The 15457-nt window shown below is 58.8% G+C and carries 10 protein-coding genes; 8 read left to right on the forward strand and 2 right to left on the reverse strand.

Translation table 11 applies throughout. The features are described from left to right. Positions 1-295 precede the first annotated feature (295 nt). From PH562_RS26045 to PH562_RS26070, 6 genes are all read left to right on the forward strand, one after another. Positions 296-1579: a polysaccharide biosynthesis/export family protein gene (locus PH562_RS26045; RefSeq protein WP_285176611.1), complete on the forward strand. Its 1284-nt coding sequence runs from the start codon at positions 296-298 to the stop codon at positions 1577-1579. Between the two features lie 29 nt (positions 1580-1608). Further along, positions 1609-4866 (forward strand): nucleotide-binding protein, encoded by a 3258-nt coding sequence (locus tag PH562_RS26050; RefSeq protein ID WP_285176612.1) that lies wholly within the window; start codon positions 1609-1611, stop codon positions 4864-4866. A gap of 4 nt (positions 4867-4870) precedes the next feature. Next, positions 4871-6178 (forward strand): glycosyltransferase family 4 protein, encoded by a 1308-nt coding sequence (locus PH562_RS26055; RefSeq protein ID WP_285176613.1) that lies wholly within the window; start codon positions 4871-4873, stop codon positions 6176-6178. A 132-nt stretch (positions 6179-6310) separates the two neighbouring features. Next, positions 6311-7003, forward strand: coding sequence for a sugar transferase (locus tag PH562_RS26060; protein WP_113228980.1), 693 nt, complete (start codon positions 6311-6313; stop codon positions 7001-7003). A 399-nt stretch (positions 7004-7402) separates the two neighbouring features. Beyond that, positions 7403-8953, forward strand: coding sequence for an oligosaccharide flippase family protein (locus tag PH562_RS26065; RefSeq protein ID WP_285176614.1), 1551 nt, complete (start codon positions 7403-7405; stop codon positions 8951-8953). 38 nt (positions 8954-8991) lie between these two features. Beyond that, positions 8992-9828, forward strand: a complete 837-nt coding sequence (locus tag PH562_RS26070) for a methyltransferase, TIGR04325 family (RefSeq protein WP_285176615.1) — start codon at positions 8992-8994, stop codon at positions 9826-9828. An 86-nt stretch (positions 9829-9914) separates the two neighbouring features. Here the strand turns inward: PH562_RS26070 and PH562_RS26075 are convergent, their stop codons facing one another. Next, a complete protein-coding gene (locus tag PH562_RS26075) occupies positions 9915-11633 on the reverse strand; it encodes a GMC oxidoreductase (protein ID WP_285176616.1) in 1719 nt (572 codons plus the stop codon). Positions 11634-11845: 212 nt separating this feature from the next. Here PH562_RS26075 and PH562_RS26080 point away from each other — a divergent pair, with 212 nt between their 5' ends. Continuing rightward, positions 11846-13030, forward strand: a complete 1185-nt coding sequence (locus PH562_RS26080; protein ID WP_113229255.1) for a DegT/DnrJ/EryC1/StrS family aminotransferase — start codon at positions 11846-11848, stop codon at positions 13028-13030. Position 13031: 1 nt separating this feature from the next. Continuing rightward, positions 13032-13769 (forward strand): 4'-phosphopantetheinyl transferase family protein, encoded by a 738-nt coding sequence (locus PH562_RS26085; protein WP_285176617.1) that lies wholly within the window; start codon positions 13032-13034, stop codon positions 13767-13769. On the opposite strand, the gene PH562_RS26090 is transcribed toward PH562_RS26085, so the two are convergent. Continuing rightward, a complete protein-coding gene (locus PH562_RS26090) occupies positions 13739-15340 on the reverse strand; it encodes a glucosamine inositolphosphorylceramide transferase family protein (RefSeq protein WP_285176618.1) in 1602 nt (533 codons plus the stop codon). The genes PH562_RS26085 and PH562_RS26090 overlap by 31 nt on opposite strands. Positions 15341-15457: the final 117 nt, after the last annotated feature.

Here is a 15457-nt window from a genome sequence, read left to right on the forward strand (position 1 = left end):
CACTACGGCATACAAATGGCCGAAGGGAGTAACCAAAAGATTTAGCCGCCGGCGTGTGCCTGCACACAAGGATGTGCCCACCCGACCAAGAGACGACAGCTTCGGCTACCTCCCTGCCAGAAATGATAAGCCCTGTTGCTTCGGTAGGGGATTTACACGTTATGCGTTCAGCTGCTGATCTCGCTGTATGGCGTCTTTCCACGTGATGGCGCAAGCGATCAAGAAAGCGAGATTTCAGCTCATGTCCAGAGTGTGCGCTTCAGCTTACCATTCCATCTCCAGGCCGTCTCGGCTCATGGCACCCTGGTTGTTGGCGTTGCTTCTTTCCGGCGCGGTTATGCCCGGCATAGCGAATGCCGCGAGCAATGGTGTCTATCGCGTCGGGCCTCAGGCGCGGATCAAGGTCGCCATCGTCGAATGGATCGCTGCAACCGGCGAATACAAGGAATGGACGGCGCTGAACGGCGAGTATGTCATATCGCAATCGGGTTCGATCTCAATTCCGATGATCGGAGAAATGCAGGTCGGCGACAAGACCGTCGAAGACATCAGCGCCGATATCGGCGAGAAGCTGAAGCAGATCACCGGTCTGGCGCTTGCACCGACTGCTTCGGTCGAGGTCGTCAAATATCCGATGATCTACGTGTCCGGCGCTGTCGAAAAGCCGAGCGAGCTGGAATTCAGGCCTGGCCTGACGGTGAAGCAGGCGATTGCTATGGCGGGCGGGCGCGAGCGCCGGTCCAGTCAGACCGGCGACTACTCGGAGGCGCAGCAGGTCAGCTATGCCGGCGAGATCAGCCGGATGGAGCTGCAGCTGAAACAGCTCGGCGCCCGACGGGCTCGACTTACGGCCGAACTCAACGATCAGCCGGCGATCGCATTTCCGCCGGAGATAAAGGCCGCTCCCGAAGGATCAGCCGTCTGGCAGATCATGACGAGCGAAGTCGATCTGTTCAATGCCAGGGCGGATGCCTTGCGTCAGCAACTCGCCGCGGCGGCGGATCTGGAAGTGCTGTTGCGCAACGAAATCAACATCCTCGATGAGAAAATGTCGTCGCAGGACGAGCAGGTGAAGATCGCGCAGGACGAGTTGAGCGATATTTCCAAGCTGGTCGACACGAAAATCCTGACCACCTCGCGAAAGACCTCGCTGGAGCGGATCGTCGCCGAGATGCAGGCAGGCAAGCTGGATCTTGTCGTTGCTTCGATGCAGGCAAAGCAGAAGCTGAGCGAGACCGAGCGCGACGCGCTCAATCTCAAGGGTCAACGCAAGACCGATGCCGGCCAACTGCTGCAGACTACCGAGACCGAAATCGAGGATACGAAATTAAAACGAAACACGACGCTGCAACTGCTGCAGCTTTCAGGTGCTTCGCTTTCGAGAAGTCAGAGCATGAAGGCGCTCGATCTTCAGCCGATGGAATACTGGATCACCCGCAACGGCGACGAGGCCAATGCGATCAAGGCATCGGAAGCGACTGCGCTGCAGCCGGGGGATGTTCTGGATGTGCGCTACAACATTTCCGGAAGCCTGGACGGCACAGCGCTTTCGTCTGCCGATACCGGCCAGTCTCAATAGTGATAAGTGAGCAATGTGGGGCGATAATCATGGCAATTCACGAGATCCGTAAGGGCTTGCGCAGCATTCCTTCGAGCGCCAAAGGTACAGGGGGCAGCGAATATATCTCCTTTCGTGACGTGTGGCGTTTCCTGCAGCGCCACTGGATGATCTTCGCACTGTTTACGGGGGCAGGTCTCGGCATCGGCGGCTTCTATATGGCGACGACCCAGCCGGTCTATTTGGCGACCACGCGGCTCGTCATGGATCCCGACCAGGGGCGCATCGTCTCGCAGGATGCCTTCACCGGAACGGTCATCATCGAGGCGGCGGAAATTGCGAGCCAGGTCGAGATCGTCAAATCCGAGGCGATTGCGCGCGCGGTCGTGCAGAAACTCAATCTCACAGAAGATCCGGAGATTGTAGGCGGCATGTCCTGGCAGGCTACGCTGCATGACAAGCTGCGTGCAATCTTCAGTTTTTTCAAGCATGGCGATGATGGCAGCGCGAAAGCGGAAACCACAGAAGATGACCTCATGCGCCGCACCATGGCCTCCTTCCTCTCCAGGGTCGAGGTTACGCGCGTTGGCCAGTCCTACATCCTTGAGATCGGATATAGTTCCGTCGACCCGCAAAAGGCGGCTCTGGCGGCGAATGCGATCGCAGAGGCCTATATCAGCACCGGCCTGTCGGAAAGGGCTTCCGCAGCGCAAAGTGGTGCCAGATGGCTGGAGACACGTTTGATCGAAGTCGGACGGCAGGCTCGCGAGGCAGCGATGAATGTCGAGGAGTTCCGTGCCAAAAACGGCATCATGGAGATCAGCACGTCGTCCTCCCTCGATCAGCAGCAACTATCGGAGATCAGCAGTCAGGCGGTTGCAGCCAAGGCACAAACGGCGGCAGAATCGGCCAAGCTTGCGACGCTCAACCAACTGATGTCAGGGGGTAAGGTCGAAGGCGACGTCGACGAGACGATGAACAATCCGCGCATACAGAAATTGCAGGAGGATCTCGGAGCTGCGACAATCAAATTGAACAATCTTACCGGCAGATATGATGCCGATAATCCAGCCATCATTGCCGCGCAACAGGAAATCGCTCGAATAAAGGGGGATATGCGCAAGGAATTCGAACGTATCCAGGCAGTCTACAAGGTAAATCTCGAAGTCGCCCAAACCCGCGAAAAGCTGCTCAGCGACGAATTGGCGTCGCTCAAAGACGCCGGAACGGACAAGAATCTGGCAAGGGTCGAGCTGTCGGAGATGGAAAGCCGCGCCACCACATACCGGCGGATGTATGAAAGCATCCTGCAGCAGCTGATTGGTGCACTGCAAAAGGAATCGTTTCCGCTTGGCAATGTTCGTGTTGTGACGGCCGCCGCCGTGCCGCTGGCAAAGACCTGGCCGAAGTCTTCCTTCGTCCTGCCGTTCACGGCCATGCTCGGCCTTGCAGCCGGTGTCATGGCAGCACTTTTACGGGATGGCCTGGATCGCCGCGTCAGCTCCAGTGAAAAGCTGCGGCGGGAATTGGGAATCAGTTCTCTCGGCCACGTGCCCGTCTACATGAGCCCGTCCTTCCTGCCGGGAAGCATGGCCGCCGCCAACGCCGGCTGGCGACGAACGATGCTGCCGTTGAGATCCGTGCTCGATACGCCCTATTCGCAATTTTCCGAAGCCTTGCGTGGCGTCAAGCACTCGATCGATTCCGCTTTTCCGCCGAACGCACCCATGGTGATCGGCATCACCTCGGTCGGTACTGGCGAAGGCAAGACCACGATTGCAACCAATCTTGCACAGCTCTACCAGCATGAAGGTGCATCCGTTGTGCTCGTCGACGCCGATTTTCTCAATGCGAGACTGAGCTGCGTGGTGACCGAAGCCGGCACGGATTTCGGCATGGAGGCATTGAGCATCACCGATGTGCCGCGCCGCTATGCTGTCGCCCATGAAGGCGGCCTACTTGTCGCGAAGGCCGAGCATGAGCCCGAGGCGGAGGTCATGCAGGCCCATGGCGGTGTCCCGGTCGTCACCGTCGACGAGACCGAAAAATCCGTGACCGCTTTTCAGCGCTATGGGCACCTGCCCGCGCTGAAGGCCGAGATCGACTTGTTGCGCCGGCGATACAAGGTCGTCATCGTCGATATGTCTGCCTTCGAGGATTCTGCCGACACCCGCGTCATCTGCACCTATCTCGAGGGCATTGTCGTCGTCGTCGGGCAGACGAACAAGATGACGGTGGAGAGACTGTCGGACGCGCTGGCAAGCTTCGGCACGACAACGATCAATATCCTCGGCATCATCGCCAATCGCAGCCATGAGAGGCGCCACCACCAGAATAATCGCCTTTGGCGCCGCAGGCAGGATCGTCGCCACGTGCGTGCATCCGCAAGGCGGCTGACCGGCAGCGTAACGGGTCGCCCCTTGAAGATTACGCTTGGTATCGCAAGTTCCGGCCGCCGCGATATCCTGTCGTCCATCCTCCCCCATGTTGCCAGCCAAACCCGGAAGCCGGACGAGATCGTCGTCTGCCTTTCCTCGCCGGAAGACATCGATCCGAGTTGCCTCAGAAATCTCGACATTCCGGTGCGGGTGCTTATCAGCGAGCGCGGGCTCTGCCGTCAGCGCAATCGCATCCTCGACAGCGTTCAGGACGCGGATATCGTCCTTTTCCTCGATGATGATTTTCTGATGACGCCTGCCTATATCGAGGAAACGGAACGGCTGTTTCAGCTGCAGCCGGATGTTGCCCTGTGCACCGGCACCGTCTTGGCCGATGGCATTACCGGGCCGGGCATATCCGTTCGTGATGGCTTACGATTGGTCGGTGCGAGCCGCAGGCGCCGCTCCGAGCCCTCGATGCAAATCCGATCTGTTTACAATGCCTATGGCTGCAACATGGCGATCCGCATGGCCATCGTCAAAGCGGCGGCCCTGCGTTTCGACGAGAACCTGCCCTTCTATGGTTGGCTCGAGGATGTCGATTTCAGCAGGCTCGTGGCCCATTATGGCCAGGTCGTCAGCGTCAAGCAGCTCGAAGGCGTTCATCTCGGCACGAAAGGTGGTCGATCGGGCGGTGTGCGTCTCGGCTATTCGCAAATAGCCAACCCGCTGTATCTCATGCGCAAGCGCACGATGAGCGTGCCGCAGGCAACCTTGCAGGTCGGCCGCAATCTTGCAGCCAACCTCGTCAAGGTCTGGCGGCCTGAGCCCTGGGTCGACCGCAAGGGCCGCCTCAAGGGCAATGTCATCGCGCTTCGTGATCTGCTCAAGGGCAGGCTGGCGCCGCAGAACATCGAAGCGCTGGAATAGTCCCGTGGTGCGCTCATCCGGCCTCGATCGTATTGTCGTCATCAACGACCGCTCCGCCAAGATAGGAGGAGCGTCGAATCTGGCGATACTCTCAGCCACTTTGCTGCAGGAAGCCGGGGTCGCCGTGACCTACTTCGCCGGCGATAGCGCCGGCTCCGAACGGCCGGCGGCCGATACCGTCAACCTAGCAGCAAAGCCGCTAATGCAGCAGCCGCGTCTGAGCGCACTTGCCAGCGGCCTTTACAGCCGTCAGGCCTATGACGGCCTGAGTGCTCTCATATCGCGCGTCGATACCAGGGGCACCATCTATCATGTCCACGGCTGGTCGAAGATCCTATCGCCGTCGATTTTCCGTGCCCTATGGCCGGTTCGGGATCGAGTCGTCCTGCACGCTCATGACTATTTCCTCTCCTGTCCAAATGGAGGATTTGCCAATTACCGCAGAAGCCAGGTTTGCCCTCTGACGCCGATGTCGCTCGGCTGTCTGGCGACAAACTGCGACAAGCGCGGCTATCATGAGAAGATCTGGAGATCGGCCCGCCATATGATGAGGGAGCATTATTATCCCATCCAGAAATTTGCCGCCAATATCATCGTCGTGCATCAACGTATGCGCGAATATTTCGCCCGCGGGCAGATGGATATGGGCAACATCGAAACAATTCGCAATCCGGTCGAGCCTTTCCTTGATCATCCTGCCGAGCCCTGGAAGAAGCGCGACTTCTTCTTTGTTGGTCGGCTGGAGCCGGAAAAGGGATTTGAAGATGCTGCGATCGCGGCGCGGCTTGCCGGTGGAAAGCTGCAGATCATAGGCGATGGTGCCGGCCGCCTTCGCCTGGAGCGGGACTTTCCGGAAGTCGTCATTCATGGCTGGAAGTCCAAGAGTGAGATGCGGAACATCCTTTGCGACGCGCGCGCGCTCGTCGTTTCCTCCCGGGTGCCGGAGCCTTTCGGACTGGCGGCGCTCGAGGCCGTGACGAGCGGCATCCCGGTGATCTTACCGGATACTGCGCTTCTCGGCGACGAACTTGCGACGCTCGGATGCGGGCTGACCTTTCAGGGGGGCAAGGTGGAAACGCTTGCAAGCGGAATGCGCCGGCTTGCCAGCGATGACATACTGCTTCGACTGATGAGCGTGAATTGCCTCCGCCGGTCAGGCGAGCTGGCGCACACACCGGTTTCATGGTGCGACGCATTGCTTAACCTGTACGATCGTGTTCTCGACCGTGCAAACGCCGCCAGGATGGATTTGCGATCGACCTTGAACGACGACTTTTCAGCCGCCCATCGACTGATCGACGAAGCAAGCTGAGGCTTGTGGGTAGCTTTGTGCCCGGCGTCCTACGCCAATGGGACTAACCCAATGTCCGCAGGGTCAATTGTCAAGGATTGGGGCAGCTGGCAGCCTTTGAAGGAAGCATGATAGTGGTGAGGGGTCCGGAAGATGTTATCGACTTTTGACAGCATTGCCCATCGCGAGCGATCTCGCCGCGAGGCGAAACGGGCGGAACGGCGGGGACGCGCCAAGCGTATTGTCGACCTTGTTCTTTCTGGGCTCGGGCTGTTGTTTCTGGCGCCGGCGCTGCTTGTCATCGCGATTGCATTGCTTCTGGTCGACGGCCGGCCCGTCATCTATCGCCACACGCGCGTCGGCCGCGATGGACGCCCGTTCGACTGTCTGAAATTCCGGACGATGCGCAAGGATGCCGATCGGCAGCTGGCGGAGCTGCTGGCCCGCGACGAGACGCGAAAGCAGGAGTGGCTATCGACACAGAAGCTGACGAACGACCCTCGCGTGCACTGGCTCGGGAAATACCTGCGCATGAGCAGCGCCGACGAACTACCACAATTGGTGAACGTTCAGCGGGGTGACATGAGCATGGTCGGACCTCGACCTGTCGTTGCCACGGAGCTCGATCGCTATGGAGCCAATCTCTATTGTTATCTGGGGCTGCGGCCGGGGATCACGGGCCTCTGGCAGGTCAACCGTCATGCCGACACCACTTACGAGGAGCGTATCCAGTTCGATCTGGATTACTTCCACAGCCGTTCCTTGCGCACCGATTTTGCAATTCTCGTAAAAACGGTCGGCGTCGTGCTGCTCGCACGCAACGAGAAAGAACGTCTCACCAAATGAAAAAAGCGGCTACGGCAATCCAGACGAGAAGGCAGAAGATCACCAGAATCCAACGAAGCAAAAGTTTCTGGCGCAATCCACCTGGCTGTCCCGAGGCGATGCGATCATGGTTTTCGTCTTTCATAAGCGGCTCTGCGTGGTGTTTCATGACGATTGCCGGCAAGCCCCTCTTCTATTACCGAGAATTTCGATCGGACCCTGACGTTCAGGGTAATAATTTCTCTGATACAAAATCGAATAATTCCGGCGCACCCCGCTTGCAGGCAGCGCTTCATTGCACGGAATCATGTCCTGAATGGGAACACTATAGACTTTATCTGGTGCAAAGCTGGAAACAATTGTGGATTATTATGTTACATTTCAATGGGATTTCGCAACCGGGCGATGCGAAGGCCGCCTTTGCTCGAATTTACTTGCCGCGACGGTGCGCTGATGGATAACTTTCCGCTTCGCCCCAAGCGTGCCGTCTGGACGAGCCTGCGTTACTGGCTGCGCGCCCGCATGCCCGCGATCATCGGCGACGGAGCCTCGACGCTCGTTTCGAAAGTCGTATCTCAGCTCGTCCAGCTTCTCATATTTCTCGTCGCTGCCCGCGTGCTGGAATCGGCCGAATTCGGTCTCTATGCGTTCAGTTCCGCCATTGTCGTCATGCTCGTCGTGATCTCAGAGGGCGGATGGGGTGAGTTCGTCATGAAGGCCGAGTGTACGGATCTCGAGCTCGACCAGATCGGCACGCTTTCGATCGTCGCCGGCGTGCTCGTGACCATCGTCGGCCTGCTTGCTGCCGCCATTGCCTGGCTCCTTTTCGGCAGGCCGCATGAAGCGCTTCTCCTCGTTCTTTTCAGCTGCTGGTTTCTGCCATCGTCTCTTTACGCGGTTTACGATGGGCTGCTGGTCGCACGTGGCTTGTTGCGCAAGCAGGCCGCCATCCGGATAGCAAGCGAAATTGCCGGGCTCTGCGTTACAATGCTGGGGCTGTGGCTCGGCTGGAATGTGTTTTCGCTCGCGGCCGGCCGGCTCATTTCGCAGCTCGTTTGTCTTGCCGGCTCGGCAGCCGTGCTTGCCTGGCGTCCCAAGCTGCATCTCACCTGGCCTTTCGCGCGCGAGGTTCTCGAGTTTTCGAGCCATATCCTGTCGAATCGGCTGATCCTCTTTCTGCGATCCTATTCCGGAACGCTTGCGATCGGCAGCTTTCTGGGCCTTGCGGAGGCAGGCTATTATCGGGTCGCGGAACGCATCGTCGCGGCATTTTCCGAACTCATCGGCGAACCCGCGCGAATGCTGGCCTGGACCTTGTTTCGCCGCGCAGCGATCGTGATCGGGGTGGACGGAAGACAGGTTCGCGACGCCGGACCTTCTGCAACGATCTTCATGACGGTTCTCATGGCAATCTCCACGCCGATCTATCTCGGCCTTTCGTTGATATCGTCCGAATTGATCGACATCGTACTCGGCGAAAAATGGGCGCCAGCGGCGATTCTGGTCGCGATCCTGTCGCTGAAACAGATCCTGTTGATGCCGGGCTACGTCACCGAAGCCCTGCTATCCCTGTCGGACAATATCAGGCGCATGCCTCCCACCCTGCTGTTGAATGCCGTGGTCTCCGTCTCCCTGATCCTGCTTCTTGCGCCTTTCGGCGTGGTCGCTGCCGCCTGGGGACAGTGCTTGGCGTCGCTGATCTCCTTTTTGACATCGATGCATCTGCAAAAGAATTATGGCGGCCTTCGGTGGGGGCGTGTGCTGCGCAAGAGCGGTTATCTTGCCGTTGCCGTCGCGTTGATGGCGTCAGCGGTTTACGGGCTCGGCTATTTCGCCGGATCGCTCAGCATGCAGCGCGTGCTTACCGTATTGCTGCAGGTGATCTCGGGTGGGGCAATCTATGTCTGCACGCTACTTGCTCTGGAGAAGATGAGCGGAGGTGCGGTTTCGATTCTATCGGGCAGGCGATAATCCACAACCAAAGGATAGGTAGAGATAGGGGATGCGGGATGACGGCTTCGTTGCAATCCAATTTGTCATGGTCGGCGCATGCGCGCTCGGCCTTGAAGAGCGCTGCACAGACGGCCGCTCAAGGGCTTTCGCCACTGCGTCTGGCCAGAGGGCGGCTCAACTATCTCTTGCCCTTTCCACGGCGGTTTACGGGCGCCTATGACACCTATCAGGCTGCCATGGCTGCCGCCCGCAGGCAGACGATGGCCGGTTACGATCATGATGAGATCGCAACCGTCGCCTTCGCCAAAATGTGCGAGGTGGCGCCCTGGGACTATCCGGTGCTGTTCTGGATCCGCAATTTGCTGCACGAGATCGATGGCCTCGTCGATGCGGGTGGTCACATGGGCACGAAATATCGTGCCTTCCGTCCTCTGCTGCCGTTCGACGGCGCTTTTCGCTGGGTCGTCCATGATCTGCCGGCCATCGTCCGCGCCGGGCGGAGCCTTGCCGAGAAGGAAGGCCTGACAAGCCTGTCCTTTGTCGATCGGATCGCAGACACCGGCGAGATGCCATTATTGCTTGGATCGGGGCTGATGCAATATCTCGATATGCCGCTATCCGGACTGCTATCGCAAATGCCCTCCCGGCCGCAGCACCTGATCCTCAACAAGGTTGCGCTCCGCAAGGGCAGCACCGTCGTCACGCTTGAGCGCATCGGCAGGTCCTATGTCCCCTATCATATGCGTAACGAGGCGGACTTCATCGACGATATCGCAAGGCTCGGCTACAAGCAGGTCGACCGCTGGTCCATCCCCTCCCTGTCGCACGCCATAGACACGCACCCGGAACTCGGTCGCAGCGAGAGCGCCGGCTTCTATTTTCGGCTGGGCTAGGATAATTCCAGGAAAAGTGCGTGGCAATTTTTCGTCGGGAATTACGAAAAAAGGACTGAGCATTTTCGCGATTCGAGCGGAAGGTCTTAGCCGTGATGGAGCGATAGGTCCGCTTCGCTTTGATGATGCGGTCTGTGCAATTGCTTGGACACGTGTCGTTGCTTGAGGTGATCGGCAAGTCGGATAGACAGGGCGAGCAGCATCAGCGTCGGATTGGCGTGGCCCGGCGTCGGAAATACGGAGCTGCCGGCAATGAACAAGCCGTCGATGCCGTGAACCATGGCGTCGGTATTGACGACGCTCGTTCGCGGATCGGTTCCCATGCGGGTGGTGCAGGAAGGGTGAGCCATATCCATGAAGACGGGCAGGGTGTTCTCCCTTGCCGCAATCCAATCCGGCAGCACTGGCTTTGGTAACCCAACGCGAACGAATTCGTTCGAGATCAATCCTGCAAGTCGTTTGACGCTGGCTATTTCGCGGTGACCGATTTTCCAGTTGACCCGCGGCAATGGCTGACCGAAGCGATCGCGCTGCTGCGCGAGCATGATACGGCTTTCGGGATTGAGCTGTTGCTCGACCATGACGTCGAAGCGCAATTCCGTCGAGCGATGCGGCAGGCCGCGCTTGCGCACGAGGCGTTCGTAGAGTCCGGAGGTGATCATATCAGCCGATCTCGCGACCGTCGCAAGGTCTCCCATGACGGTCTTACCTGCGCCCTTCGTCAAGCGCCTCAGCGCCGCCCAGGGATCATCCCGAGCATGAAGCTGTACCGGATAGGCGGCGCAGTTGGTAAGGCCTTCGTGTGCCTGAATTTCGGGGCTTAAAGACAGGCCCCTGAGATAGAAATGCGTGCGCCCGCCATGACTGAGGCCATAGAAATTGAAATGCCGCGCGATCGCGTCGATGTCGCGTCCTGCGAAGCGGCAGAGCGATGTGCGGGGGTGATCACAGAGATAGCGGCCGACAACATCATGCCTGTTGCCTATGCCCGCCGGCAGCCGGGAATTGGATGCGAGCAGCAGGCGTGCATTCTCGACGCCCCCGCCGCAAAGAACGATCGTGTTTGCACGGACCGTTGCGCTGCGTCCGATGGCGCTCCGGAGATTGAGGGAGGTCACCCTGCGGCCTTCGCTGTCGACATTGATCTCGGTCACCGTGGCATGCGTCAGAAAACTTATGTTCGCGGACGTGATATCGCCAGCAAGGCGGGCAAAGCGTGTCGGCTCGGCACGCGGATGGCGCATGTGGCTGAATTGCCAGAAGAAAGGCTTGAGGAGCCGCTTGTCCAGACCGAGATCGTCCGGGCGTGAATGGAGCAAAGCAAAAAGGCGTTCATCGTAGAGGTTCGGCCCGAGGTTGAGCAGTTTGCCGGCGCGATCGAGAGCGGGCAGCAGTTGCTCGCGATCGATCGGCCAGCCGGAGAGCGGCAGCCAGGGCCGGTTCAGGAAATCGATGTCATCGAAGGCGGCGCATTTGCCGATCCAGGTGTGGCTGCTGCCGCCAAGCAGGCGATTTCGAAGCTCGAATGCGGGAACATCGTTCAGCCACGCCAGCTTGCCGGTATAGCCCCGCCCTTCGGGCACGGCATTCGCCGAAACGAATGGCTCGCCAATGTTCTCGACGGAATTCAGTGCCTGGATTTCCGCCTCGTAATCCTGGCCGCCGCTCTCGATGACGAGGACACGAATGCGGGTATCGGCAAACTCGCGGGCGATCGCTATTCCGGCAGGTCCGCCACCGATAATCGCAATATCGGCATGTATTTCAATCCCTTCCGGCATAGATCTCAAGTCACTGGTTATCATGATCGTTTTCCCGCTCGTTTTCCCATTTTTTACCAGCATCGCGAGCGTGCGGATAATTGTTCGATTGGCATAGGTACGCGCGATATCTACCGATTTCGGATAGGTGATCTGATCGGTTCCGGCGGCTTTTTCAGTCGGAAGTCCATGCTGAAAATGCGTCAATCACAGGCTAGGCTCTCCAGCAAATGCCGAGTTTCCTGGGAGCAAAAATCATGGCCAAGGTGGGATTACGGGAGTGGTTGGCGCTCGCGCCGGTATTTGCCTCGGGCAAATTGGCACGCTACAGCGACGAGACCGGCGGCCCGCTCGGGCGCTTCGAGTCCGATTTTTCCACCAAGTTCGGTGTGCGCCATACGTTGGCGACGAGCAGCGGAACCGGCGCCCTGATCTCGGCGCTGGTTGCCGCCGGTGTCGGTCCCGGAGATGAAGTGCTCGTGCCGGCCTATACCTGGATTGCAACCGCTGCCGCTCCACTGGCCGCCGGCGCGGTGCCGGTCCTGGTCGATATCGATCACACGCTCACCATGGATCCGCAGGACATCCTGCGTAAGATCACGCCGCAGACGAGGGCAATCATCCCCGTCCACATGTCGAACATGGTGTGCGATATGGACAGCATCATGCGCATTGCCCGCGAGAACAATCTCGTAGTCATCGAGGATGCCTGCCAGGCTGTCGGATTGCATTACAAGACCAAGCGGGTCGGTACGATCGGTGATTTCGGAGCGTTCAGCTTCAATCAGTTCAAGAACATCAATTGCGGGGAGGGTGGGGCCGTTGTCACCAACGACGCGCGGCTCTTTGCGCGCGCCCGGATGTATCACGACATCGGCTCCATGTTTCGCGGCCATCTCGACAATGCCAACGAGCCGCCCATGCTGGGGGTGAATTTCAAGGCGAGCCAGATTCAAGGCGCCATGTTGAACGTGCAGCTGAAAAAGCTTGATCCGATGATTGCCCGCATGCGAGAGCGCTACGATGTGATGAGCGAAATCTTCGCCAAGAGTGCGCAGATCATGGTGGGGCCTCACAACGACATAGGCAATGCGGCAGGCCTCCACGTCATCTTCGAGACGTCGGACGAGGCCAAGCGATTTGCCGAGGAAAATAAGCGCGGTGTCTATCGGCTCTTCGATTCCAGCCGCCATGTCTATACCAACTGGCAACCTGTTTTGCAGCAACGCACCGGCCATCCGGCGATGAACCCCTTCCACTGGACCGATCGGAAGATCGAATACACGCCGGAACTTTGCGCGCAGACACTCGATATCCTGAAGCGCAGCTGCCGCATCAGCCTTGGAGAAAACTATCCCGTTGCGTTGGTCGCCTATATGGCGAGGCGGATGTCGCGGCAGGCCAAATCGAAGAACGCCAATCTCCTATACGCAACGATCTGACATGGAGAATATCGGGCCTGACACAATCGATGTCTGGCACTGGAAGCTGGACATGCCGTTGCCTGATCTCGGCATGTACATCACTTTGCTGTCGCTCGACGAATGCGTTCGGACCATTCGCTTCGTCCATGATCGCGACAGGCATCGTTTCGTCGCCGCTAGGACCGGGATGCGGGTGATCCTCGGGCGCTATCTCGGCATTCCGCCGCGGTCGATAGGCTTCGACTATGGTGACAACGGCAAGCCTTACGTCGCGATCGGCGGCGCTCGTCCCATCCATTTCAATCTCAGCCACAGCGCCAACCTGGCCGTGCTTGCTGTTTCCGATCGTTATGAACTCGGCATCGATATCGAGGAAATTCGGTTCCTGAAGGAAGACATTGCGAAATGGTTCTTCTCCCGCAAGGAGTATCAGACGCTTCGATCTCTGCCGGCTGATGGCTACCTGGATGGTTTCTATCGCTGCTGGACGCGCAAGGAAGCGTTCATCAAAGCCCATGGTGCCGGCTTGTCGCTGCCGCTCGATAGTTTCGATGTCGCCTTCGACAGAACGAAACAATCGCGATTGGAACGGCTGGAGGGGGATGAGGATGCACCGCAAAACTGGGCCATTCTGGAGCTTGCGACACCGGCCAACTTCGCTGGCGCCGTTGTCGCCTCGACCGGCGGGCACCAGGTATGCCTGCGCTATCGCAATGGAAATATCAGTCAGATGGTCAGCCGCGCATCGAGAATGTAGCGCCCGTCGGCGGCATCGAAGTGATGGCAACCATGGAGCCCGGCCTTGAAAGCCGGGGTAACGGTGCGGATGCGGCGTTCGCAATAGTCGTCGAGCGTGAGTTTCTCGATCTCCATGATGTTGAGAGCATAGCCATAAATGCCGTATGCATTGTGCTGCGAGGGCCGCAAGAGCCTGCCGCCACGTTCGAAGATGCGCCCCGCGCCTCGTGCCTCGGTGCTGCCTATGACGACCGGATTTCGCTTGTGGGGTCTTATGCCTGTGAGCGCTGGGCCGTCGACCTCGAACAGATAGAGCTCGCTGCAATGGTCTTCATAGGTATGGAAATCCGACAGGTTGGTGAATAGCCACCATTTGCCGCCATGGCGGATCAAGACGCTATCGGCCGGCGATTGACCCTCGAAAGCCGTGGCATGCAGCTCCCATTTCAGCGGAAACTCGCGGCAGCGCCAGACCTCCAGCCGCCGTGCCTGATGCGTTTCCGGTATCATGAAGATCTGATCGCCATCGCGGAATATGAATGGATAGGAGAGATGGTAGGGGCGCTCCAGCGCTACCCCGACCTGTGTGAGCGCATCGCCGTCGAAACGGCCGACCGCGATATGCGCCTTGCGGTCGCCGTGGGAATAGGCCTCATAGAACAAATAGCATTTGTCATCCTCCTGAAACAGGAATGGATCGGCCTTGATGCTGTTATCGGAAGGTGGGATTTCGACCGCCTTGCTTGGATCGAAATCATCGATGTGACCGTGTCCCGTATAAAGCGTCCATATGGCCGACTCGGCGCGGAGCCTCGCCCTGATCGATTTGAATGCTTTGACCGAGACCGATCCCGCGACGATGCAGCCGTAGCGAAAGAGGTCGCCCAGCGATGGTGCCTGATCGACGGTCGAGCTGGAGAAGGCGGATGGGTTGAACCGCCTGGTGTCGGCGAGCCGCGTCAGTTCCCGCAGCAGAAGGGTAACGCTTCGCTCCCGCACGAAAGCACTCAATCGCGCTGCACTGGGCTTGATGTTGAATGACGCCCGCGCAATCTCGAATCTGCCAGCTTTGCCACCGCACTTGGCATAGAGGACCAGATCGGCAGTCGGCGCACGGGCAAGGACCTCGGCATAGCCGTACCAATCCACATCCGCCGATCGCCGGTCGGAGAGATTGAAGGCCCATTCTCCGAACGGGAGAGCCGCGATCGCGTCGTCGGCCATGCTCATTGGAACCATGCGGATGACGAGGTCCAGCTTCAGACGGCGCAGCGATGCCGCCGTGATGTTGTCGGGAGTGCCTGCCTTGTCTCCATCGGATTCGTAGCAGTCGATAAAATGACGCCGGCTATTGAAATGTTTTGGCAAATAAGTGGGTTGACGTGCAAGAGCCTGAGTCTCCAGTCGCGCACTCCAGGACAACAGCTTCGATGCCTTGCCGTCGCCGAACGGATGAGGATGGGTCAGCACGGCTGCAAGCTCCAGACCCGGGGCGGCCAGAATTCGGTCCAGGATCATCAGCTCCCAGTTTTCGAACGCATGTCCGCGCGCGACGAGAATGCCGACCTTCAATGGCTTGGTCTCGTTCATGACTGTTTCCTCTATGGCTCGACCATTTGCCGGGCGTGATTGCGGGGCATCGGCGGCTACCTAAGGCAATTCCAGGAAAAGTGCGCAGCGGTTTTCCATCCAGAATTGCGTGAAAAC

The sequence above is a fragment of the Rhizobium centroccidentale genome, assembly GCF_030182565.1.
Classification (GTDB): Bacteria; Pseudomonadota; Alphaproteobacteria; order Rhizobiales; family Rhizobiaceae; genus Rhizobium.